The organism is Pseudanabaena yagii GIHE-NHR1, assembly GCF_012863495.1.
Lineage (GTDB): Bacteria > Cyanobacteriota > Cyanobacteriia > Pseudanabaenales > Pseudanabaenaceae > Pseudanabaena > Pseudanabaena yagii.
The window spans coordinates 315,292-336,383 of record NZ_JAAVJL010000001.1; the positions used below are offsets into that span (position 1 = coordinate 315,292).

Annotated in this window: 23 protein-coding genes and 4 tRNA genes; 9 read left to right on the forward strand and 18 right to left on the reverse strand. The window is 42.5% G+C overall.

The window, feature by feature from the left end:
- Window positions 1-24: 24 nt before the first annotated feature.
- From HC246_RS01525 to HC246_RS01555, 7 genes are all read right to left on the reverse strand, one after another.
- Window positions 25-101 (reverse strand) — tRNA-Met (locus tag HC246_RS01525).
- A 133-nt stretch (window positions 102-234) separates the two neighbouring features.
- Window positions 235-306 (reverse strand) — tRNA-Pro (locus HC246_RS01530).
- A 45-nt stretch (window positions 307-351) separates the two neighbouring features.
- Window positions 352-424: transfer RNA gene (locus tag HC246_RS01535), tRNA-Asn, on the reverse strand.
- Window positions 425-471: 47 nt separating this feature from the next.
- Window positions 472-545, reverse strand: a tRNA-Phe gene (locus tag HC246_RS01540).
- A gap of 214 nt (window positions 546-759) precedes the next feature.
- Complete coding sequence (locus tag HC246_RS01545) at window positions 760-1,242, reverse strand: alr0857 family protein (RefSeq protein ID WP_169361848.1); 483 nt, start codon at window positions 1,240-1,242, stop codon at window positions 760-762.
- Window positions 1,235-1,768 (reverse strand): HNH endonuclease, encoded by a 534-nt coding sequence (locus HC246_RS01550; protein WP_169361849.1) that lies wholly within the window; start codon window positions 1,766-1,768, stop codon window positions 1,235-1,237. Before HC246_RS01550 ends, HC246_RS01545 begins: the two co-directional genes overlap by 8 nt.
- Window positions 1,769-1,949: 181 nt before the next feature.
- Entirely contained in the window at window positions 1,950-2,249 is a 300-nt protein-coding gene (locus tag HC246_RS01555; protein WP_169361850.1) for a hypothetical protein, read from the reverse strand.
- Window positions 2,250-2,340: 91 nt separating this feature from the next.
- On the opposite strand from HC246_RS01555, the gene HC246_RS01560 reads away from it, so the two are divergent.
- Window positions 2,341-2,676, forward strand: a complete 336-nt coding sequence (locus tag HC246_RS01560; protein WP_169361851.1) for a hypothetical protein — start codon at window positions 2,341-2,343, stop codon at window positions 2,674-2,676.
- A 35-nt stretch (window positions 2,677-2,711) separates the two neighbouring features.
- Here HC246_RS01560 and HC246_RS01565 read toward each other — a convergent pair whose 3' ends face one another.
- The 4 genes from HC246_RS01565 to apcB form a co-directional block, all read right to left on the reverse strand.
- The gene (locus HC246_RS01565; protein ID WP_169361852.1) at window positions 2,712-3,179 is read right to left on the reverse strand and encodes an HD domain-containing protein; all 468 of its coding nucleotides are present in this window, start codon (window positions 3,177-3,179) and stop codon (window positions 2,712-2,714) included.
- Window positions 3,166-4,068 (reverse strand): response regulator, encoded by a 903-nt coding sequence (locus HC246_RS01570; protein WP_169361853.1) that lies wholly within the window; start codon window positions 4,066-4,068, stop codon window positions 3,166-3,168. Before HC246_RS01570 ends, HC246_RS01565 begins: the two co-directional genes overlap by 14 nt.
- Before the next feature lie 230 nt (window positions 4,069-4,298).
- Complete coding sequence (gene fba / locus HC246_RS01575) at window positions 4,299-5,378, reverse strand: class II fructose-bisphosphate aldolase (protein WP_169361854.1); 1,080 nt, start codon at window positions 5,376-5,378, stop codon at window positions 4,299-4,301.
- A gap of 240 nt (window positions 5,379-5,618) precedes the next feature.
- Entirely contained in the window at window positions 5,619-6,119 is a 501-nt protein-coding gene (gene apcB, locus HC246_RS01580) for an allophycocyanin subunit beta (RefSeq protein ID WP_169361855.1), read from the reverse strand.
- A 730-nt stretch (window positions 6,120-6,849) separates the two neighbouring features.
- Between apcB and HC246_RS01585 the strand changes: the two genes are divergently transcribed.
- From HC246_RS01585 to HC246_RS01595, 3 genes are all read left to right on the forward strand, one after another.
- Entirely contained in the window at window positions 6,850-8,058 is a 1,209-nt protein-coding gene (locus HC246_RS01585) for an FIST signal transduction protein (protein WP_169361856.1), read from the forward strand.
- Between the two features lie 243 nt (window positions 8,059-8,301).
- Complete coding sequence (locus tag HC246_RS01590; RefSeq protein WP_211167595.1) at window positions 8,302-8,712, forward strand: hypothetical protein; 411 nt, start codon at window positions 8,302-8,304, stop codon at window positions 8,710-8,712.
- A gap of 334 nt (window positions 8,713-9,046) precedes the next feature.
- Window positions 9,047-9,544: a restriction endonuclease subunit R gene (locus tag HC246_RS01595; RefSeq protein ID WP_263972416.1), complete on the forward strand. Its 498-nt coding sequence runs from the start codon at window positions 9,047-9,049 to the stop codon at window positions 9,542-9,544.
- A 7-nt stretch (window positions 9,545-9,551) separates the two neighbouring features.
- Here HC246_RS01595 and HC246_RS01600 read toward each other — a convergent pair whose 3' ends face one another.
- The 4 genes from HC246_RS01600 to HC246_RS01615 all read right to left on the reverse strand — a co-directional run bounded on the left by HC246_RS01600 (window position 9,552) and on the right by HC246_RS01615 (window position 13,519).
- The gene (locus HC246_RS01600) at window positions 9,552-10,148 is read right to left on the reverse strand and encodes a hypothetical protein (protein WP_169361857.1); all 597 of its coding nucleotides are present in this window, start codon (window positions 10,146-10,148) and stop codon (window positions 9,552-9,554) included.
- 109 nt (window positions 10,149-10,257) lie between these two features.
- The gene (dxs, locus tag HC246_RS01605; protein ID WP_169361858.1) at window positions 10,258-12,180 is read right to left on the reverse strand and encodes a 1-deoxy-D-xylulose-5-phosphate synthase; all 1,923 of its coding nucleotides are present in this window, start codon (window positions 12,178-12,180) and stop codon (window positions 10,258-10,260) included.
- A gap of 194 nt (window positions 12,181-12,374) precedes the next feature.
- A complete protein-coding gene (locus tag HC246_RS26180; protein ID WP_169361859.1) occupies window positions 12,375-12,647 on the reverse strand; it encodes a phage tail protein in 273 nt (90 codons plus the stop codon).
- Window positions 12,648-13,216: 569 nt separating this feature from the next.
- Complete coding sequence (locus HC246_RS01615; protein WP_169361860.1) at window positions 13,217-13,519, reverse strand: hypothetical protein; 303 nt, start codon at window positions 13,517-13,519, stop codon at window positions 13,217-13,219.
- Between the two features lie 99 nt (window positions 13,520-13,618).
- Here HC246_RS01615 and HC246_RS01620 point away from each other — a divergent pair, with 99 nt between their 5' ends.
- Window positions 13,619-14,752 (forward strand): sensor histidine kinase, encoded by a 1,134-nt coding sequence (locus tag HC246_RS01620; protein ID WP_169361861.1) that lies wholly within the window; start codon window positions 13,619-13,621, stop codon window positions 14,750-14,752.
- A 16-nt stretch (window positions 14,753-14,768) separates the two neighbouring features.
- Complete coding sequence (locus tag HC246_RS01625; protein WP_169361862.1) at window positions 14,769-15,233, forward strand: hypothetical protein; 465 nt, start codon at window positions 14,769-14,771, stop codon at window positions 15,231-15,233.
- Here HC246_RS01625 and HC246_RS01630 read toward each other — a convergent pair whose 3' ends face one another.
- A complete protein-coding gene (locus HC246_RS01630) occupies window positions 15,234-15,722 on the reverse strand; it encodes a GNAT family N-acetyltransferase (RefSeq protein WP_169361863.1) in 489 nt (162 codons plus the stop codon).
- 81 nt (window positions 15,723-15,803) lie between these two features.
- Between HC246_RS01630 and HC246_RS01635 the strand changes: the two genes are divergently transcribed.
- Window positions 15,804-16,208: an MAPEG family protein gene (locus HC246_RS01635; protein ID WP_174235239.1), complete on the forward strand. Its 405-nt coding sequence runs from the start codon at window positions 15,804-15,806 to the stop codon at window positions 16,206-16,208.
- A 183-nt stretch (window positions 16,209-16,391) separates the two neighbouring features.
- Here the strand turns inward: HC246_RS01635 and HC246_RS01640 are convergent, their stop codons facing one another.
- Both HC246_RS01640 and HC246_RS01645 read right to left on the reverse strand, forming a co-directional pair.
- The gene (locus HC246_RS01640; RefSeq protein WP_169361864.1) at window positions 16,392-17,918 is read right to left on the reverse strand and encodes a phosphomannomutase/phosphoglucomutase; all 1,527 of its coding nucleotides are present in this window, start codon (window positions 17,916-17,918) and stop codon (window positions 16,392-16,394) included.
- A gap of 227 nt (window positions 17,919-18,145) precedes the next feature.
- Window positions 18,146-19,249 (reverse strand): ISAs1 family transposase, encoded by a 1,104-nt coding sequence (locus HC246_RS01645; RefSeq protein WP_169361865.1) that lies wholly within the window; start codon window positions 19,247-19,249, stop codon window positions 18,146-18,148.
- A gap of 346 nt (window positions 19,250-19,595) precedes the next feature.
- Between HC246_RS01645 and HC246_RS01650 the strand changes: the two genes are divergently transcribed.
- Together HC246_RS01650 and HC246_RS01655 are read left to right on the forward strand one after the other, a co-directional pair.
- Window positions 19,596-20,048, forward strand: a complete 453-nt coding sequence (locus tag HC246_RS01650; protein WP_169361866.1) for a MarR family winged helix-turn-helix transcriptional regulator — start codon at window positions 19,596-19,598, stop codon at window positions 20,046-20,048.
- A 118-nt stretch (window positions 20,049-20,166) separates the two neighbouring features.
- Window positions 20,167-20,943, forward strand: a complete 777-nt coding sequence (locus HC246_RS01655) for a DODA-type extradiol aromatic ring-opening family dioxygenase (protein WP_169361867.1) — start codon at window positions 20,167-20,169, stop codon at window positions 20,941-20,943.
- Window positions 20,944-21,092 lie beyond the last annotated feature (149 nt).

The following is a 21,092-nucleotide window of genomic DNA, read 5'->3' on the forward strand; positions in this document are numbered from 1 at the left end:
TGCACGCTTAATCTCAGTGATATTTGGTTGCAGAGGCAGGAGTTGAACCTGCCGATTTTGAGGTTATGAGTCTCAAGAGCCTCCCTTGCTCCATCCCTGCATAGCTTTCCCAATTCAAGAAAAAATTACTTTGCAATTTTTTCTTGAATTACTCTCAGCGCTAATACCAAATCCAGTATGGGTTTTGAATAAAGAAATGGCGTAGCCATTTCTTTATTTGGTATAAGCGCTGTATCCAAGTGATAGGGATTGAACCTATGACCTTCTGCTCCCAAAGCAGCCGCGCTACCTCTGCGCCACACTCGGTTTAATGCCACATATCCCTAAGCTGCTGTAAATGTTATGTGGCAACTGCCTTGGTAGGGATTGAACCTACGACCTCTCGCTTAACAGGCGATCGCTACTACCACTGAGCTACAAGGCAACACTGATAGTTGAAGAAATTTGCTTAGCAAATTTTTTCAACTAAAACCCCTTAGGTCAGAATTGAACTGACGACCTCCTGTTCTTCAGACAGGCGCTACTACCAACTGAGCTACCAAGGGAAGTTTGAGCAAAGTTCATTTTATCTTTGACAAAATCAAACTTGCTGCGGATTTATCTAATGCAAATATTCAGTTGCAAATATTCAGTTTTCAAGGTGCAGAAGCTTTTGTAATTGCTTTGTAGTATATTTGTATTATATATACTACATAATTGTCAAGAGATTTCTCAAAATGTTTTTAATTGTCTAGAAAGGAAGCGCCAAGCGCTTCCTTTCTAGAAGTTCGCGAATGTTAAAGCGGACTCGCTGAGTTTCCAGAGCTTATGCAAATAGAACTCGACGCGATCTCCTAAAGCGGTAACGAGAGTCCCTTCTTCAGCACAGAGATCGTTAGCGATCCAAGTACCACTAAAGCAGACCTCAACATAGCGATCGTCAACCTTATCCACGCTCAGCTTGCTCGCGATCTGATCGGACATGACGGACTTGAGTAATAACAAATCAACAACATCCGCAGTCAAGAGAAAAGCAGCGCGACTGGATTCGATATGGATCGATGAGCCAGAACGCAAACTGAGCAACATCCGATTGGTGACGAATTCCTCTAAGGAGATATCTAATTTCTCCAAGTGCAATCCAGCTTCGGTATAAGTGAGTTTCAACATGGTGATTGATGCTCCAGAATATATCAATCTAAGTAGGGGAGCGATTTTCAAGCTGCCGTAGGTAACTTGAAAATCGCGAGGATCGCTATCCACTGTTTATTTCTTGTTGCGATCGCCAGAATTGTTCCGCAAAAGCAACGGTGGGATGAACGGGTGCTTTCGGCTTAGTCCTCAAAGTCATATTTGCTTCCTGAGGAGTGCGATTGCCCTTGCGTTGATTGCAGGATTCGCAAGCAATGACAACGTTTTCCCAAGTATTCAGACCACCCTTAGAGCGAGGAATGACGTGATCGATCGTTAGTTTTTTGGTGCTACCACAATATTGGCAAGTGTGATTGTCACGGCGCAGGATTTCTCTACGGGCAACGGGTGGAACTCGCCAAAATCGTTCTGATTTCGTCAGCGTCAGACGGATATGTTCTGGCACTTGCAGGACTAGTCTGGGGGAAACAACTTGCCATGTTTGTTGGCTCATTAGTTCCAAGGGTTCGGCGCGACCTGTGACTAGCAAAGCGATCGCCCGTTTGATATTGATACGGCTCACTGGCAGATAGTTTTGCGAAAACACGACTACCGATTGCCTCAATACATCTGGTTCATACTGGTTAATAAGCTGCATTGGCTTCTCCTCACGATATAGCTGGTTTCTTATTGCCTACGGCAAAAAGAAACCTCAAAACTCTTACTAGGATTGATTTTTGGTTTTCCAATGAGTATGCACTCATTGGAAAACCACTATAAAAAAATGCCCCCGCTTTCTTAGGTGTGAAAGCGGGGGCGAAAGACTTAATGTCTAATCGTTATGTGGGTACGGCGACCTGCCGATACCTCCCGCTTGGGTATGTCTCTGGATTAATTACACTAATAAATCTGCTAACGCTGGTGAGAGCATCTCTCCGCGAGCCTTTTTGGGTTGAATGTTCGGGGGATTCTAAGTTCCCGCGATCGCCAAAAATATCACCATAAATATCGCCACAAATCCTGATCGCATCTCTGTCCGAAATGGTCATTGCAAAGCCAGATATTGCCAAGGAATTGGCTCGCTGCCAAACTTGGTGATATCCGATCTGATGCTGACCGATGGACAAATAGAATTTCATGGGAATGTACTTGGAATTTCTTAGATAGTCATACTACACTTGTAGTATAAACATAGATATCGAACTTTGTAAACTAACTAGGAGAAAAATTATGCAGACACTACACCAAATGCCTGCGACCACAGACATGGAAGTTACCAGCATTCGCCTAGAGCGGGAACTAAAGGAAAAGCTCAAAGAATTGGCGGGTGGGCAAGGCTATCAGGCTCTAATCCGTGGTGTTCTTTGGGATTACATTGAAAATAGGCAACCCTCACCGATGCAAAAGCGGATTTCCCTAGAACAAATTCGTGCCAGTGTCACCGCAACGGCTCAGCGAGATGAATCTTGCGCCCTCACTGGCAAATCGATCCGATCGCAAGAATCGATGTTTTTAGGCTTAACCACCAATGGCGATTGGGTTCCCCTAAGCGTGGGCAGTTTCTAGTACTAAAAAAGATGCGCTTCGCGCATCTTTTTTAGTCAAGTAGTTAATTCTTGGAGAACTTTTTGATATTTCTCTAAACGCTGAAAATCCTTTTCTGTAGGATTGGCAATCCGACTGATATCCATATTGTGTGTCAGATCAGCAATCTTGACTTTACGGGCGATCGCATTAGACTTTACCCGCAAAATGTAATCTTCATACGCCTCACCATCTAGCTTAGTAATAGCGGCGATCGCTTTAACGATAAAGTCGGGAAATCCTTGCTGTACTAGGTCTGTAATCTTCAGATCAGAATCTTCGATCGCATCGTGCAAAACCGCCACAATCTTACTTTCGAGGGTGTCCATCTGCGCCATCACCGTTAAGGGATGCGAAATATAGGGCTTACCTGCTTTATCAAATTGACCATCATGGGCTTTAGTAGCGATCGCGATCGCTAAAGCAAGAAGTTTTTCATCTACAGGATGAATCGTAGTTTTTAAATTTGCTTCAAAATTTGGCATAGAAACGGATACAGGTAAGAGCGATCGCTACTTCATCAGCGCATTGCTGAATTGCAGTAACATCGCCAGAGCTAATAGCATTTGGAGATAACCATCTCATCGAAAATATGCCTAAAACTTCTTCCCGAAAAGTAATTGCGATCGCGATGTTAGTTTTATATTGTTGATCAGGATCGTCTACATTCAAGCAAATTTGTGACTGTCCTGTGGCGATTGCTGTCTGTACTAGAGGATCGGTTGCTAAATCCCAATAGGAATTGCCACATATTGCTTGAGTATCAATTAGAGCGCTATGCTCAACTAACTGCAAAATCACTGCATCTGCACCAAAATTTTGCCAAAAGGCACTCGCAAAGGGCAGTACACAATTCGATAGTTGGTGAGAACTTTGAGTGATTTCTATAATTACTGACAACAAAGCATTCTGAGCTTGCGATCGGCTCAACTCCTCAGAACGTTGCTTCAGCAGATCGTAATTTTGGGTTGCCTCTACCACTACTGACTTCAGTTGGTCTGGCTCCCAAGGCTTAGTAATATATTTATGAACTTGTCCTGAATTGATGGCATCAATCAAATCTGTAATATCGGTATAACCAGTCAGTACGATTCTCATGGTGTCAGGAAAATCTGACACAGTCCGCCGCAGAAATTCTGTCCCCTTCATTTCAGGCATCCGTTGATCAGAAATAATCGCCGCCATTTCTCCCTCTTTTGCAAGAATTTCAAGCGCCTTCAGACCACTATCTGCGCGAAACACCACAAATTCTCTACGAAAAGTGCGATATAGCAAATCAAGATTATCTTGCTCATCATCAACCACCAAAATCTTTGGTTTTGGGAGTGGATTAGCTTTATTTAGCTTATTAGCAGAAAACAAAGGTGAACTCATGAGCAAAATCTAGTTAATACTGACTGCAAATATAGCAGTTTGTGGAAGATTGCCCCGAATAGTCCAGCACAAACCACTGAGAATGGATTTATAGTACGTCGCAACGCGCTGTACTATAAATCAAAGAAATTTTTGACTAATAAAAAATAAGGGACGCAATGCGCCCCTTATTTTTTCTAACAATTAGACTGACTCAAGCTTGGCTCAGTAAATCTATATTTGTGTAATAACTAAGCCTTAACAGCTTGGCGGCTTACTTGCTTCAATTCGCCTGTAGCATACTTAGGAACGAAATCATAAATGCTAACTTGCTTGATCTTGCTAGCTTGACCAGCAGCTTCAAACTGAACATAGCGATCGGCACATACTTTTTGCATGTACTTGATCGATGGCTTCAAGAAATGACGAGGATCAAATTCCTTAGGATTCTTCGCCATAGCTTCACGCACCGCAGCAGTGATCGCAAGACGACAGTCAGTGTCAATATTAACCTTGCGTACACCACTCTTGATACCCTTTTGAATTTCTTCAACAGGTACACCATAGGTTTCAGGAATTGCACCACCATACTCGTTGATCAATGCAAGTAGATCTTCAGGAACTGAAGAAGAACCATGCATGACGAGGTGAGTATTAGGTAGACGGTTATGAATTTCTTCAATGCGGCTAATAGCCAAGATTTCGCCAGTAGGCTTGCGAGTGAACTTATAAGCACCGTGGCTAGTACCGATCGCTACAGCCAAAGCGTCAACTTGAGTACGCTCAACGAAGTCAGCAGCTTCATCAGGATCGGTCAAAAGTTGGGAATGATCTAAAGCACCTTCAAAACCATGTCCATCTTCTGCTTCGCCCTTACCAGTTTCAAGGGAACCTAAGCAACCTAATTCGCCTTCGACGCTTGCGCCAAATGCATGGGCAACTTTGACTACTTCTGAGGTAACAGCTACGTTGTACTCATAGCTAGCAGGAGTCTTAGCATCAGCTTCCAAAGAGCCATCCATCATGACACTAGTAAAGCCATTTTGGATTGCTGAGTAGCAAGTCGAAGGGGCATTACCATGATCTTGGTGCATCACGATAGGGAGATGAGGATAAGTTTCGGTAGCAGCCAAAATCAAGTGACGTAGGAAATTTTCACCTGCGTAATTGCGCGCACCACGAGAAGCTTGTAGGATTACAGGGCTGTTGGTTTCATTAGCAGCCTGCATGATCGCTTGGATCTGCTCCATGTTGTTGACGTTAAATGCAGGGATGCCATATCCATTTTCAGCCGCATGATCGAGCAGCAGGCGCATTGGTACTAAAGCCATATATAAAATCTCTCCTAGACAAAATCGAGCTTATGCGATTATTAACAATCTTAAATCATTTTGAAGATTAAATAAATCAAAAAAGGGGGCGTGCTTAGCACACCCCCTTTTTTGATCTAGCGATCGCTATAAGTAGTTGAGCATAATTAAAAACCAGAGTCAAAACCTACGGCGCACGCTGCGCGTGCGCCGTAGGTTTTTGGGTTTTATATTTAATTGCGCCGAGGTACTTAGAGAAATCTATAGATTGTTTTCGCCCAATTCACTAGCCATATATTCAAAAGGTGCGCCGAGCCAATCAGCACTTTCACCTACTAAATCAAAAACTAGCTCCTTCAGAATTTGGATACCACGGACAGTAGGTCCAATGGCTACGCCTAGAGAGCTATAGGTATCACGCAAGCCCTGTAATACTCTTTCGTCGAGGACATCATTGTTACCAGCGACTAGAGCATAGGAGGCATAACGTAGGTAATAGTCCAAATCACGTAAGCAAGCAGCAAAACGACGGGTGGTGTAAGCGTTGCCACCGGGACGGATCAGATCGGGAACTTCTTCAAATAACTGAGAGCCAGCTTTACGGACAATCGATGCAGCATTAGCGGTGATTGCTGCCGAAGCCGCTAGACGAGCGTTACCTGTAGCAAAGTAGGATTTGAGGGTATCCAAGGCATCGCGATCAAAATATTTACCAGTGGCATCGTAAGTACTGATCAGGCTAGTGATTGCATCCTGTGGCATATAGTTTTCTCCGTTGATTTAGTTGTAATAAATGTATCTGTAAATGGATTTGTAAAGTTTGTAAACTATATATAACTTAAACTTAACAGCGCTTTGCGCTTGAATCCGAATCAAGAATTTTTTATAAAAACTTTCTTGCGGTTCATTTGAGCGGAAATTACTGCAATAACTTAATCCTTGGGACATCCTTGGGATAGTTACCGCAATTATTTTACTGTGGTTTCAGCGTCTCACCAAATCTTGGTTTACCAAACGCCACATTAAATAACATTACCAGAAAGTCGATTCGGGGCGAATTTGCTAAATCTATTGAGAAAATTTTCTCTAGGTAACGCACTGTAAGTAGCTGGTGCAATATTTTTTGTGGCGCGGCGAAGCCGCGCCACAAAAAATCGGTTCCTTATTTTCGTCTCCTAGCTACTTAACGTCAGGTCGAGTTAAGCTTGCAAATTTTATAAGCCAGAAATCAAAAGCCTTGCTAAGCAAGGCTTTTGATTTCTGGCTTTGAGAGAGGGTTTGCGTAGCAAACCCTCTCTCAAAGCCAGTTTTAAATTATCTCGAACTCTCGTTAATTTAGGGAGAATTACGACGCAACGCTGTAGGAAATGTCGGAAAGATCTCACTGCGATGTAAGCTTAGATACTAAGCTAGATATAGATGGTTTTATTGAACCTTTTCGAGCAGTTTATAAGGAAATGTCTGGAAATGAAATTGATGTGGGGCTAGGTATATGAAGTGGGTTACTAGTCTTTCGACAAAAATATCGTTAGAAGCTGCGGTGCAAGATTTGTCTCAGCAAGTGCTGGCTGCACTCGGTGAGCAATCCCTTGATTTAGGTTTTTTATTTATATCTACGGCATTTTCCAGTGACTATCCACGCTTGCTACCTTTGCTTGCCGAAAAACTACCAATCAAAAAATTAGTTGGTTGCTCTGGTGGTGGGATCGTCGGCAATGGTCGTGAGTTTGAAGATAAGCCTGCGATCGCTCTTTTAGTCGGTCATTTGCCAAATACGGAAGCGAAAGTATTTCATCTCGATGATAGTGAGCTACCAGATCTTGATAGTTCTCCTGATCGATGGGAAAAACTGACGGATGTTAGTCCCTCTCTTGCACCTAGCTTTGTATTAGTTGGTGATCCTTTTTCCTTCCCGATTAATGACCTGATTCAAGGTCTAGACTTTGCCTATCCAAATGCGGTTAAGGTTGGTGGATTGGCTAGTAGTGGTGGTATGGGAGCTAATGCCCTATTTTGTTTTCATGAAGAAAATCAATATAAGCTTTATCGCACAGGTTTACTTGGTGTCGCACTATGGGGTGATGTAACCATTGATCCTGTGGTTGCTCAGGGTTGCCGTCCTATCGGTAAGATCATGCAGGTTTCGGAATGCGAGCGCAATTTGATTTTGGGACTAGAAGGTAAACCACCATTATCTTTATTGCAAGATACCGTTGGAGATTTGAGCCAAAGCGATCGCGAACTTGCTCAGCATTCATTATTTATCGGTGTAGTAATGAATGAGTTTAAGGCAAATCCATCACAGGGAGATTTCTTAATTCGCAATATTATTGGTGTCGATCCACGCTCTGGAGCGATCGCTGTTGGCGATCGGATGCGTCCGGGGCAAAGAATTCAGTTGCATTTACGAGATGGCAAGGCATCGGCTGAAGATTTAGAGGAAGCTCTGATCAACTACATGAATCAGTTAAATCTAGAGGCTCCTAATGTAACCCCTACGGCAGCCCTGATGTTTTCCTGTATGGGACGTGGTGAGCGTCTCTATGGCAAACCCAATTTTGATTCAGAGTTATTACAAAAGCACATTGGCTTAATTCCCTTTAGTGGCTTTTTCTGTTCTGGAGAAATTGGACCTGTTGGCGGTACAACTTTTTTGCATGGCTATACCTCAGTTTTTGGTATTGTCAGACCCAAAAGTTAAACAAAAAGAGCGCAAAGCGCTCTTTTTGTTTGCGATTAGTTACAAATACTCATGGGCTGAGATTGCCATGCTACCGTATATGCAGTTTTAACAATGGATTTACTCATCTATAGCAATCCTAAATGATTTGTGGAAGCGCACCCCTTCGGGGTGCGCTTCCACAAACTCAAAAATCTACAAATGATTTAGGACTGCTCTATATATTTTGAGAACTCCTTGAGGGAATAGATAAGGATTAATTGAATGTTCGATTTGCATTGCTTAGGTAGTGTTGTGGGAGATTTTTCGCGATCGCATTGTGTAGCTATTTGTGCATTCCTCGTACCCGCTAACTTAATCGCCACCTCACAAACAATTTTATTGACGATCTTGAATCGATCGCCTGTTGAGATTTTCACAATTAGCGCTAGTGCAATTATTTACGCATTACTCATGATTGCACATGTAATTAGTTGGTACATCATCGGCGTAGTGATGGCTCCCACGTTTATTTTGATGTTTTTAGGAATTACCTGTTTAGCAGTTAATCTCACCGCAATTTGGCTAAAAATTAAGCAGATTGAAATTGATTATTTAGGGATTTTAGTCAAGTTCCTTCAGAGATTTATGCAGATTGAAAAATCATCTAACGTTGTCCTTAATTCATTACAGTAGCTAGAAGAGTTAGCGGTAGTCCTAAAAAGGGAAGGATTTATTGTGGTAAGGATGGGCGGCGTTTCGCGCCGTCCATCCTTACCTATTTAGCACTACCGAATTAGCATTGCTAATTCTATTTTGATTTTTGAATTGATATAATTCAGATTAAGCATTTTGGCGAAAATAACGACTGTCCTCAACGCTAGTACCTTGACTTTAGATCAGGTTTATCATTACCTGAAATTTCAAAAACTATCCTATAACTCTTTTAAATCGTTACTTCAATTAGAACCATTGTCTGACTTTGAGATTACTAAACTTACTCAAATTCGGAATGATTTTTGAAAATTATTTGACAGATGGAAAAGTCTTAGAAGGCACGGTCAAGGCACTATCAATTTTGCCATTGTTAAGATTAGCAGGCTTTTATCGTGCGCCGATCAAGATGCAAATGGAGCAGGAAATAGATCGGATTAATATTGAAGATGAGGATATAAGTATTACGGGGCGATTAGATCTGATCTGTGTTAATAAAGATCGCCCCAAAATGAGTGATATTGCCTTTTGGGTTTTAGCGATCGAATCAAAGAATACGAGTATCAGCGCTTCGGAAGGATTACCGCAACTATTGACCTATGCCTATAAAAGTTTAGAAAATCAAAAAACGGTATGGGGTTTAACCACCAATGGTGTGTATTACGAGTTTGTGTATATCCAACAAAGTGTTGATCAAGACTCCTACTCCACTTATCAGCCGTTACCATCGTTGCATTTAATGGAACCTGAGTCTTCTGAAAAACTATTGCAAGTCTTAAAAGCAATTTGCAAAGTTCAAAATGGTCTTCTTTAGAAAAAGTCTATGCAAATGGCAGCATTAAGATCCCAAGAATCTTATCAACATTACCGATAAAATATTCAGGCTGGTCAATATAAACAATATTATCTTTTAGTATCAGAAAGCGCCATAAACTGCCTGTGGTAACTGCACCATAAATGCGATCGCATGGTTGCCCATGACGTTGATTAAAGATTTGGGCAGCAAACATCTCTGCTATACATTGACCTAAACCACTACGAATACTTTCATTTTTGGCTTCAGCGATCGCAATTACAGGAGCCGTAATATCTATCTGTTCCGATGATTTGCTCAAAATAAAATCACAAAAGCCCTGCAATCCGAGCGATACATCAACATTAAACTCAGTTCCAGAAAATAAGCTAACCGATGGTTGCAATTGCGCTCTCACTTCTCCTAAAACTGGCGCGATCAAAAATTCTGAGCGTACTTTCTCAGTATTGACTAAAGTTACAAAGGATTCTGCACGTTTCAAAGTTTCGCGAAGATAATCAGATGGTGTTACTGGCTCAACTTCTGCAAATAAACTTTCACCTTCCTTGATCAATAAACCTAGGTCTTCTTTAACTCGCGCTAATGTAAAGTCACTGTAAGCCATGATGATAAGCCATGATGAATTGTCTTTTTCTTGATATAAAAAATTATAGACAAGGAGATTAATCTCCTTGTCTATACAATCGAAGTCTGGCTAGACAAATTTTGTAGACTTAACTAGCACTTGCCGCAGTTTGCTTATTAAAGGCAAACTGGTTGAGAATGCGATCGCAGATTTGACCGCTAGACATACCAAGAGAATTGAAAGACTGCTCTGGGGAAGCATGTTCAACGAGAATATCGGGAACCCCGATGCGGTAAACGGGAGCCAATACATTCGCATCATTCATCGCTTCTAAAACAGCACTACCAAATCCACCCATTAAGCAACCTTCTTCAAGGGTGACCACCTTACCGATTTTTTGAGCAAGGGGCAGGATTAGCTCGGTATCTAGGGGCTTCGCAAAGCGAGCATTCACAACTGTGGCGCTAACTCCATGCTCATTGAGAAGTTCCGCAACCTGTAGCGAAGGATAAACCATTGAGCCATAGGCAAGTAACAAGACATCCTTACCTTCGCGCAAAACTTCCGCTTTGCCGATTGGTAATGGCTCGATGTCCTCATCCTGTAATGGTGCGCCTACGCCATTACCGCGAGGATAACGCATGGCGATCGCGCCATTGTGAGTTAAGCCCGTAACGATCATGCTTTGCATTTCGGCTTCGTCCTTGGGAGCCATCAGCACGATGTTAGGGATACAGCGCAGATAGGAAATGTCATACATTCCTTGGTGAGTAGGACCATCGGCTCCGACAATACCTGCGCGATCGAGACAAAAGAAAACGGGCAAATTCTGGATACAGACATCATGGATGATCTGATCGTAGGCGCGTTGGAGGAATGTGGAATAAATTGCAGCAACGGGGCGCATTCCTTCACAAGCCATCCCTGCGGCGACAGTAACAGCATGTTGTTCCGCAATGCCAACATCAATAAACTGATTGGGGAGAGCCGCTTGGAACTTGTCTAAACCTGTACCAGTGGACATGGCGGCGGTAATGGCAACGATACGCTTGTCATGCTCAGCAAGTTTAATCAGCGTATCCGCAAAAACCTTGGAGTAGCTAGGAGGTTTGGGCTTGCTAGAAGTTGATGGTTTTGCTTTACCTGTGGCGAGGTCAAAGGAGTTTTGAGCGTGGTATCCCACGCGATCGGCTTCAGCGTAGCTGTAACCCTTGCCCTTAGTGGTGCTAACGTGAACCATGACGGGACCTGTGAGCGTATGCGCCATCTTGAAGGTATCGATCAATTCCTTGAGATTGTGACCATCGACGGGACCAATGTAAGTAAAGCCGAGTTCTTCAAATACGGCTCCCACTTTGTTTTGTACCATCGTCACAATCTTGAGATTGTCCTTAATGCGCTCAATCTCAGGACTGATTTGTTCGCCGACAAAGGGGATATTGCGGATCTGTCCCTCAAGGTTGTTGGTGATAAATTTCATCGGGGGGCTGAGGCGCATTTTATTCAAATACTTAGGAATTGCGCCCACGTTGGGAGAAATCGACATTTCATTGTCATTGAGGACAACTAATAAATTCGTTTTGGGAAGATGTCCTGCGTGGTTGATCGCTTCTAGCGCCATGCCACCTGTCAAGGAGCCATCACCGATGATCGCTACTGTTTTGTAATTATCGCCTTGTAAATCACGGGCGATCGCCATACCCAAAGCCGCCGAAATACTAGTCGATGCGTGACCTGCCCCGAAATGGTCAAATTCACTTTCGCGACGGTTGAGGTAGCCTGCAATCCCATCCTTTTGACGCAAGGTATGGAAATTTTTGTAGCGTCCTGTGATCAATTTATGGGGATAGGCTTGATGCCCCACATCCCACACCACCTTGTCGCGATCCAAGTCAAGGGTTTGGTATAGGGCGAGGGTTAGCTCGACTACGCCTAGCCCCGGACCGAGGTGTCCGCCTGTAGCCGCGATCGTTTCTAAATGTTTTTGCCGAATTTCCTTTGCGATTGACTCCAATTGCGAGATTGTTAAACCATGCAACTGGTTAGGGTGGGTAACTTCACTTAGCCGCATATATACTTATTTTTTATAAAATGACTTCCTTTAGTTTAACTGAAGCGCACCCCACAAACGTTCATCGCGATCACAGTTCTTAAAACCTAACTATGTCACTCAGGGTATAAAAGCCAAAATAACAGTGACGACGCTTTGCTCCACCACTGTTATTTTGGCTATTTTGGCTTTTGATTTGTCAGAGATTACAATATTTAATCTCTGGCAGGGAAGTAACCTTGCAAGGCAATGTAATAAGCTAAATCACCACCACGGTCGTTACCGCTCTCATCAACATTTTCTGTTTTAATTGGAGGCATTTTGGGGAGTGCAAAACTATTTTTGCCATCTCCACCAAACTCAGTCCCAATCAATGCGAATAAGGCACAGTTTTGAGAAATAGGAAGAAGTTGTCCATCACATTTTGCCCAATGTTTCGGTGCCCAATTCCAAGGGAAAATGGCAATCTGACCAATTAGTGGATCCATAGATTGTATACTCTCGTTGTTAGTTAAGTGGTTAGTATTCTTAGGCAGATTAACGAAATCCATCAATATCTAGACACCTCAAGTAATGTGCTGAGATAGGAAAGCAGCACCTACAAAAAGATATGTTTGTACAAAACTTCTAAGCCCCCCTAGAGTTGTCGTAGCTGATATTTTTTGTTGACAGTAATTTCGTTTTTCTAATCTTACGCAATATTGATTGCTTAGATATAATTAAATAATAAAGTTATAGTATTTTATCTGTCAATTAGAATAATAGCGTATGTCCTTTTGTGATTAAAAGTGATAAAGGACATAATTTACTCATTCGTTAGAATTTTCCCTATATAGCAATCCTCAATTTATGGAAGCGAACCCAAAAATTTACAACTGATTTAGGACTGCTATACAGAGATTTGCGCTTTCTCAAAATCCAGATAAATTTTAAAAAAGCTTGCGAAGCAAGCTTTTTTAAAATTTATCTGACCTAAACAGGCTGTATATATCTATCTAGGTGTACAGTGACCAATTTTTGAGATTCGGTGTCAAAGAACAAAAAATCTTGTTTTTTATTATTTTGATAATAAGGACAATGTTGCTTGACGACATCCCATACAATCGCACCCAAACTTCTGAACTGCCAAATCACCTATGCGATCGCTAGTTAAACCATCAGAACGATCATTGCGATCGCTAAGGGATTGATTGTTTGACTCAGTAGTTGTTTTGGTAATTACGACTGACTCTGTATAAGTATCAGGATCTTTGTTTGTACTAGAGCTAATGCTGGTATTTGCCAAAGCAGGAGTACCTGAGGCTAAAAAAGTTGCCAATAGAGCAGGACTGCTCACAAGAGCTAAGGATGATTTTTTCATAGGGCAAAGGAATGTCCAATCACATTCATGAATTGCTACAGATACTAGCATCAACTCATTGGAGAGTTATACTGAGATTTACATAGTTTTTACTTTTCCATGCTCTCCGCAAGTCCCGATCTCATAGCCCTAGCCCGATCGCAAATTATTTTACTGACCCAGAGTTTGGGGGCAGTAGCTAGCGCTATGTATATCACTGAAAATGTGGCAGATGGGATGCCGCCCAACTTGATCGAAGTTGCCGTGTTTCCAGAGGAGGGGGCGATCGCTTTACCTGAGACTTTTTCGGCTGAGGCTTTGCCAACTTTATCGATGGGGACTGGTGGTTTAGTCAGACAACGTCGCTTTATTTTGCCCTTAATTTATGAAGAGGCAATTTTAGGTTTTTTGATGACGGGACGGGAAGATCGGGACTGGTTTGATTATGAACAATCACAAATTCAACAAATTGCCAATACTTTAGCGATCGCCTGTGCGCTTGATCGCCGCAATCAATGGTTGGCGGCTAATCAACAGCGTAATTACGAAGAACAAAGTAACTTTTTAGCCTCACTGCTGCATCAACTCCGCAATCCTCTCACCGCAATTCGCACCTTTGCCCAGCTATTATCACGGCGAATTGTTGCTGACGATCCTAATCAAAAGTTTGTAACGGGAATTTTGCGCGAAACTCAGCATATTCAAGACTTGCTCAGTGAAGCCGATCGCCCTGCGCCACTCTTACTATCGGAAGCCGAACATGAAAAAGCGCTCTTACCTGCGGCAACAATGGAGCTAACCGAGATTGATCTGAGTGAAATTTTAGATGGAATTACTAACTTTGCTAGTGCGATCGCCCAAGAACGGAATATTCAGTTTCTATCAAATATCCCTTCCCATTTACCCAAAGTTTTGGGTAACGAGTCTGCACTTAGAGAAGCGATCGGAAATCTTGCCGAGAATGCACTCAAATACACGCCTAAAGGTGGCTATGTATTACTAGGTGCGGATGTCAAACCTGACACAGTTTATATCTATGTCCAAGATACGGGTGTGGGCATTCCTGATGCAGATTTGCCGCGCTTATTTGAACGTAATTTCCGTGGTAGACAAGCGGAAAGTGAGATCGCAGGTACGGGTTTAGGACTAGCGATCGCTAATGAGTTAGTCCAAAAAATGGAAGGCAGTATCCATGTGATCAGTCAAGTTGGTAAAGGTAGTACTTTTGCTGTGACACTCAAGCGATCGCTATAGGATTATGGGCTTAGTTATGTCTAAGGCAATCGCTCTTAATCAATTTACTAGATACTTCTGTATTTATACAGTTGCGAGTCTATTCGTTTATCTGCTGACTTCCTTCACTTCTCCTGCTGGTATTATTGTCGTCTTTGTCCTTTTACCTTTCTATAGCCTTTGTGTTGCTTCCATAGTTAGCACTAATATGAAAAATCGTCATGCTACGGTTAGGTATAACAAATATCTACTTAGATGTGTTTTGATATTTCAAGGTGTCAAAATCTTGGCTAGTCCTGCTAGTTGCTATGGTTGGCATCAAGGGAGAAGCTGTTACTCCTTTATTCAAGAACTTTTAAGCAACGAAAATCTTAGGGATTTTGCTAATAAAACTCCTCATTGGGAAATAGTAGAAACGTCATTTTCCATAGCTTTAGTGCTATATCTGGTTGCCATAGTAATTTTCCTAGCAACGCTTCGTATCCATAAAGTTGCTGAATAACTATCCTGCTAATTGCGCTAATGCTGCACCCGTAACCCGACAAATGCGCCAATCAGGCAGGATTTCCGCACCAATGCGAGTATAAAAGGCGATCGCAGGTGCATTCCAATCTAAAACTGACCACTCAAAGCGACCATAGTCTCTGGATACTGCAATCTGAGCAAGGTTAGTAATTAGAGCTTTACCAATGCCAATGCCGCGATATTCCGATAGTACAAATAAATCTTCGAGATAGATGCCGCGACGGGTGAGGAAGGTGGAATAGCTGGTAAAAAACAGGGCAAATCCTACAATTTGATTCGGTTCTATCTCCGCAACGATCGCTTCAATACAAGGATTTTCGCCAAATAGATCTGCTTGGAGAGTTTGACTGTCGCCTGTGACCTGATCCGAGAGTTTCTCATAGTCAGCAAGGGCAAGAATTAGCGAAAAAATGGCTGGAACATCCTGAATTGTGGCGGGACGAATCTTAAATTGCGGTTGAGTCATTTTTAGAGGTAAGTCGATTTTTCCTGTAGGATAAGCTTAACAAAAGTTAACTTTATTGATCGCATATTTCGACAAACTGCTATGAACCTGACTTTAACTCCATCACAAATACTGCTCTATGGAATTGCGATCGCTGGGGGACTGATCTACTTGCCTTACATCGTTGTCGCCTACGGACGGGTGAGTGTTGGCTATGACGTAAATGCACCGAGAGCAATGTTTGATCGCTTACCTGACTATGCCAAACGCGCTACATGGGCGCACCAAAATTCCTTTGAAGTATTTGCTTTATTTGCGGCTGCTGCCCTCACGGCATATGTCAGTAACTCTGCCTCTGATAAGACTTCCCTCGATATATTGATATTTTTAGCAGCAAGGGTTTTGTTTACCTTGTTCTATATTCTTGATTTACCTTGGTTGCGATCGCCGATGTGGGCAATCAGTATGGTCTGCATTGGTGGACTATTTTCTGCAAGTCTTTTCTAAAAAAGCTATTTCATGAAGGAGGCGCGAAGCGCCTCCTTCATGAAATAGCTTTTGTTTACTTTTGAGACTCTTGCGAAGTTTCATGATTCAGTGGCATTTACTTTGGGAATATTTTTAGGGAAGGATAAGCGCCGCTTATCCTTCCTGATCGTCACCGAAAAGGCTGTCCACTAGGTAGCTTTTTTATTTTTGGAAAGCAGAAAGATCCAATCCGTCAATGGGTTGTAAGAAAGCGAATAACCGATTCGCAATCTTGGCAACGCCACCTTGAATATTCGATTCAATATTTAAAGGCATCACAGGATCATGTAATGAGAGCCGTAGTAGAAACCAGCCATTCTCATCATCAGCAGTACAGGAAACGCGGATACCTTCATAATTATTCGGTACAATTTGCCAATCGGTTTGGTTTGAGGAAAAGTCTTGTAAATTGTTAATGACCTTCTCTCCTAAAGTTTTAAAATCCTCTACCAGCATTTTGATACGAAACTCTTCACTTTCGGCTGGTTCTTGTAAGTTGGCAATTAAATCGGTGAGCGATTTTCCCGCTAATTTGGATTTGGCTAATTCAATCAAGAGCTTACTTACCAAATAAGCGCCATCATCAAGGAAATAGTTCTCCTTCATCGCGCCATGTCCCGAAGTCTCGATCGCTAGCCAAGACTCTTGCCCTGATTGATTAAGACGGATTGACTCGTTGATTACATTTTTGTAACCACGCTTGAAACGATGATGTACACCTTGCAAATCCTCAGTAATGAATTTCGCCAGCCCATCGGAGGTAATCGAATCAGTGACAATGGCTGAATTGGGATGCTCCTTGAGGACGATCGCCGAAATTAAGGCGATCAATCGATTCCGATTTAGCTCTTTGCCAAATTGATCGACCGCCGCACTGCGATCGACATCAGTATCAAAAATAATCCCAAAATCTGCTTGATGTTTAACAACTGCTTCACAAATGGAAGCCATTGCTACTTTATCTTCAGGATTGGGAACGTGATTGGGAAATGTGCCATCGGGATCGAGAAATTGGCTGCCTGTAATATCTGCACCGAGAGGCTCTAAGACTTTACTAGCATAGAATCCACCAGCACCATTACCCGCATCGACGATGATTTTTAATCCCTGAAGTGGTTGTTCGTAATGGTCGGGATGATTGACTGCTTCACGAATTTTGGTGACAAATTGATTCGCATAGACTGAGATAAAATCATGCTTGGTGATATTTCCTTGAGAAGCGGAAATTACAAATTCGTTCTTCTCGGCAAGATTGAGAATATCCGTAATATCTTTTTTCTCTAAGCCACCCTGAGCCGTAAAAAACTTTAAACCATTGCGATTAAATGGTAAATGACTTGCTGTGAGCATAATTGCGCCATCACAGTTAAAGCCATCGGTAACTGTACTCATAAACATCGCTGGAGTCGATGCGATCGCAAAGTCATATACCTGACTGCCGAGGGAAGTTATTCCTTCCATTACTGCTTGCATTAACTCCAAGCCCGATAGCCGACTATCGCGTCCTACGGAAATAAGTAGGTCTGAGGTAGGTTTGTCTAGTTTCTGAGATAGCCAAATTGCAAAAGATTGTCCGAGGATTTTGGCAATGGCAGGAGTTAGGTTTACATCTTCATTGGGTACGCCTGCGATCGCTACGCCACGAATATCTGAGCCATTTTGCAGCTTTTTCCAATTGAAATCTTGCATCGTTATCTTGCTTTCATACGCTACTACTAAGTAGTCTAAGGTTCTAATCCAAGACTTCTATAGATCAATATTATTTATCCATATTTCGAGCTAGCTTTAGCACTATGGGATTGTGTACCCGCCTTGGGAATGTATCTAAGCCCCCTAAATCCGCCAATTCTGCAGGGTGGTTTCATTTTCGGAAAAGCAAGCAGGAAGGGAGAAGCAGAAAATTTAGAAGGAGGAAATCAGTAAGAATAAGAGCAGGAGAGAATATCAAAAACTTGATGAACCTGATTCGCGAGAACCCGTTGCCCCTGAGGAATCGTCCGAAAGCCAAGGCGACGAACAGTGGTCATGATAAAACAGTGAATAATTGCCCAAATAGTAGGAGCATTACCACCACGACGTAACCCCGTATCCTCTTGAAAAAGGACATCGCGCACCCAATGTAAGCGATTTTCAATGCCCCAGTGTAGGCGAATCGGGTCAAGAAACTGAGCCGCCTTGAGAGACAAGTCAGAAATATAACCAACTGATTCGACAAAAGGCTTGTCATCACGCCAGCCCTCGCGTTCCACATAAATCAAAGACTGTAGAGACGACCATTGTTTACGTAGGTGAGTCGGCGCAGGATAAACCCAAACGCGACGGCGCACTTGACGGCTATGAGATTTGTCAAACTCTTCAGCATAGCTAAGGGCTTCCGTGGTTTGATGTAAGTTATCCAAAATCTTGAGCAAATTCGGTTGATTATTTTTGAGCGCAATCAAATAATGCTGTTCCTGTTCAACAATTAATTTCACCGTATCTTTTTGGCAATGTAAGGCATCTAGGGTGAAAGAGGCTTTCTGCCCTTGTAAAGAGGTAATCACTTGTTTAACGACTTCGATTTCACTAATTTGTTTGTTTTCGGATACGGCAAGGGCTATTACTTCTCCCGTTTCATGGGTAAAGGCTGATACGGTACTGGTAAAGTTTTGCCTAGAATCAGTCTGATTGGAGACAGTACATTTGATGCTTTTTCCGTCCATCGCCAGCCATTGCCCTGATTCGCCTGTATAGCTATTTCTACACCACTCGTTAAATAGTTTAACTATTGGCTCAATTTCTACTCCTTGAATGACACGACGAAAGGTCGAATATGACGGGATTCGACTCTCTGGTGCTAGCTCTAGCCTTGTTTGTAGGGTTTGCCAATGTTTCTCACAGAAATCTGCTAAGGGTCGATATCCGTGATAATTACACAATACTCCCAGCAAGGTTAAGCACATGACTAGCCATAGTGGATGTCGCTTACCTTTACTTTTCCGATGGTCTGGGATCTGCTTTAATTGTTCTATAAAGTTCATGGTCTGGTTTTGCTTTTTGTTTAGCTCTTAACAGACCATTTTTTACTATTTTGGCTTTGCTGTTTTTCTGTAATCCCTTCTCACTATCACTTCCCGAAAATGAAACCACCCTGCCTAAATCCGCCAATTCTGGGGGACTTTGAAAATTCTTGTTCCCCCAGAATTGGGGGCTAGGGGACGATTAATTATTGACTTAGTTAGGTTTTATGACTTGTGTGTACATGAAATCTCCCTTGATAGAGGTGGGAATGTGGTTTCCACGTAACGTCAGTAGGAATTGTAGTGCGATCCGCTGCCATTCCTTAATTATAATATTACTAATCAAAATAGTTCTAATGGCAATCAAATGGCCTCAACACAGAATAAATCTGTCCAAGCTGCCCGTGAAGCCTTTATCCCAACAATGCGCGAATTAGTCAGAACCTATCAAGCATTGTCGGCTTGCTCCGAAACCCATGTCCGCCAATTTGATCTTACACCTGCTCAGTTTGATGTCATTGCCTCCCTTGGTAATACCAATGGCATGAACATGGGGGAGTTAGGCGAAAAAACTTTAATTACTAAAGGGACTTTGACTGGGGTAATTGATCGCCTAATTCAAAAAGAATTAGTAACCAGAGAAACTCCCTTAGATAATCGTCGCTGCGTGAATGTTCAATTAACGCCAAAGGGACAAGAGGTTTTCGAGCAGGTCTTTCCAGTCCATATTGCTCATATTAAAGAACGGTTCGAGAAACTTGAACCTTCAGAACTAGAGTTACTTAAGGTTTTACTCAGTCGTCTTAGACAGGCTTTTTAAAGATGAGTTGCTGCGCTTCGCGCAGCAACTCATCTTTCTGAGCTATTGACAACCTAAATTACAGGTACTAATCTATGAATATAGTTCTAATTAGAACTATTCTATATAAAACAAATATATGGATAGCCTACCCACAATTTTCTTATCCCACGGTGCGCCAGATTTACCGATTCGAGATGGTGCTGTTAGTGATTTTTTGCGATCGCTACATCAGCAATTTCCAAAGCCCAAAGCAATTTTGGTGATCTCAGCACATTGGCACTCTGATCCCCCAATGGTGAGCGCTGCGACTCATCCCAGAACTATCTATGACTTTTCAGGATTTCCCAGTCAACTCTATGAACTGAGCTTTCCTGCATTGGGATCATCAGAACTTAGCGATCGCGTAGTTACATTACTGACGCAAGCAGGCATTCCCTGTGAAACGCATCCTACAAGAGGCTTTGATCATGGAGCTTGGACTCCTTTGCTTCTTGCCTATCCAGCCGCTGATATTCCTGTGACGCAGTTATCAATGCAGTACTACCGCGATCCCCTCCATCATTGGCAAATAGGAAAAGCCCTAGAACCATTACGCCATGACGGTGTTCTTATTATCGGCAGTGGTAGCGCCACTCACAATATGTATGCTTTTGGTGAGTCTTATAATGCCGAACCTCCCGATTGGGTGCGCGTTTTTGATCAATGGCTTGCCCAAAATATTGCTGAAGGTAATCAGGAAGCACTATTGCAATACCGACAACGCGCTCCCTATGCCAAAGAAAACCACCCGACAGATGAGCATCTAATGCCTTTATTTGTAGCTATGGGCGCAGGAGGTGCGAAAGGAAAGCAACTGCATAGTAGCTATATCTATGGCGTTTTTAGTATGGCAGCTTACGCATTCACGAGTTGAAATGGGCGCAAAGATTTTGCATCTCGGACTTACGCAAAACAACCAAGAACTCAAGTTCTTGGCTCAAAGCTAAAGTCAGCTAAAGCAGACTAAAGAACTTCTATGATCAACCTGTTTCAACGGGTTTAAGCTTTCAGCCCGCAATTTAT

Bases quoted from the DNA above. Each gene is read 5' to 3' on its own strand.
- HC246_RS01550 (WP_169361849.1), bottom strand. From the start codon at position 1,768: ATGCAGCTTATTAACCAGTATGAACCAGATGTATTGAGGCAATCGGTA.
- HC246_RS01555 (WP_169361850.1), bottom strand. From the start codon at position 2,249: ATGAAATTCTATTTGTCCATCGGTCAGCATCAGATCGGATATCACCAA.
- HC246_RS01560 (WP_169361851.1), top strand. From the start codon at position 2,341: ATGCAGACACTACACCAAATGCCTGCGACCACAGACATGGAAGTTACC.
- HC246_RS01565 (WP_169361852.1), bottom strand. From the start codon at position 3,179: ATGCCAAATTTTGAAGCAAATTTAAAAACTACGATTCATCCTGTAGAT.
- HC246_RS01570 (WP_169361853.1), bottom strand. From the start codon at position 4,068: ATGAGTTCACCTTTGTTTTCTGCTAATAAGCTAAATAAAGCTAATCCA.
- fba (WP_169361854.1), bottom strand. From the start codon at position 5,378: ATGGCTTTAGTACCAATGCGCCTGCTGCTCGATCATGCGGCTGAAAAT.
- apcB (WP_169361855.1), bottom strand. From the start codon at position 6,119: ATGCCACAGGATGCAATCACTAGCCTGATCAGTACTTACGATGCCACT.
- HC246_RS01585 (WP_169361856.1), top strand. From the start codon at position 6,850: ATGAAGTGGGTTACTAGTCTTTCGACAAAAATATCGTTAGAAGCTGCG.
- HC246_RS01590 (WP_211167595.1), top strand. From the start codon at position 8,302: ATGTTCGATTTGCATTGCTTAGGTAGTGTTGTGGGAGATTTTTCGCGA.
- HC246_RS01600 (WP_169361857.1), bottom strand. From the start codon at position 10,148: ATGGCTTACAGTGACTTTACATTAGCGCGAGTTAAAGAAGACCTAGGT.
- dxs (WP_169361858.1), bottom strand. From the start codon at position 12,180: ATGCGGCTAAGTGAAGTTACCCACCCTAACCAGTTGCATGGTTTAACA.
- HC246_RS26180 (WP_169361859.1), bottom strand. From the start codon at position 12,647: ATGGATCCACTAATTGGTCAGATTGCCATTTTCCCTTGGAATTGGGCA.
- HC246_RS01615 (WP_169361860.1), bottom strand. From the start codon at position 13,519: ATGAAAAAATCATCCTTAGCTCTTGTGAGCAGTCCTGCTCTATTGGCA.
- HC246_RS01620 (WP_169361861.1), top strand. From the start codon at position 13,619: ATGCTCTCCGCAAGTCCCGATCTCATAGCCCTAGCCCGATCGCAAATT.
- HC246_RS01625 (WP_169361862.1), top strand. From the start codon at position 14,769: ATGTCTAAGGCAATCGCTCTTAATCAATTTACTAGATACTTCTGTATT.
- HC246_RS01630 (WP_169361863.1), bottom strand. From the start codon at position 15,722: ATGACTCAACCGCAATTTAAGATTCGTCCCGCCACAATTCAGGATGTT.
- HC246_RS01635 (WP_174235239.1), top strand. From the start codon at position 15,804: ATGAACCTGACTTTAACTCCATCACAAATACTGCTCTATGGAATTGCG.
- HC246_RS01640 (WP_169361864.1), bottom strand. From the start codon at position 17,918: ATGCAAGATTTCAATTGGAAAAAGCTGCAAAATGGCTCAGATATTCGT.
- HC246_RS01645 (WP_169361865.1), bottom strand. From the start codon at position 19,249: ATGAACTTTATAGAACAATTAAAGCAGATCCCAGACCATCGGAAAAGT.
- HC246_RS01650 (WP_169361866.1), top strand. From the start codon at position 19,596: ATGGCCTCAACACAGAATAAATCTGTCCAAGCTGCCCGTGAAGCCTTT.
- HC246_RS01655 (WP_169361867.1), top strand. From the start codon at position 20,167: ATGGATAGCCTACCCACAATTTTCTTATCCCACGGTGCGCCAGATTTA.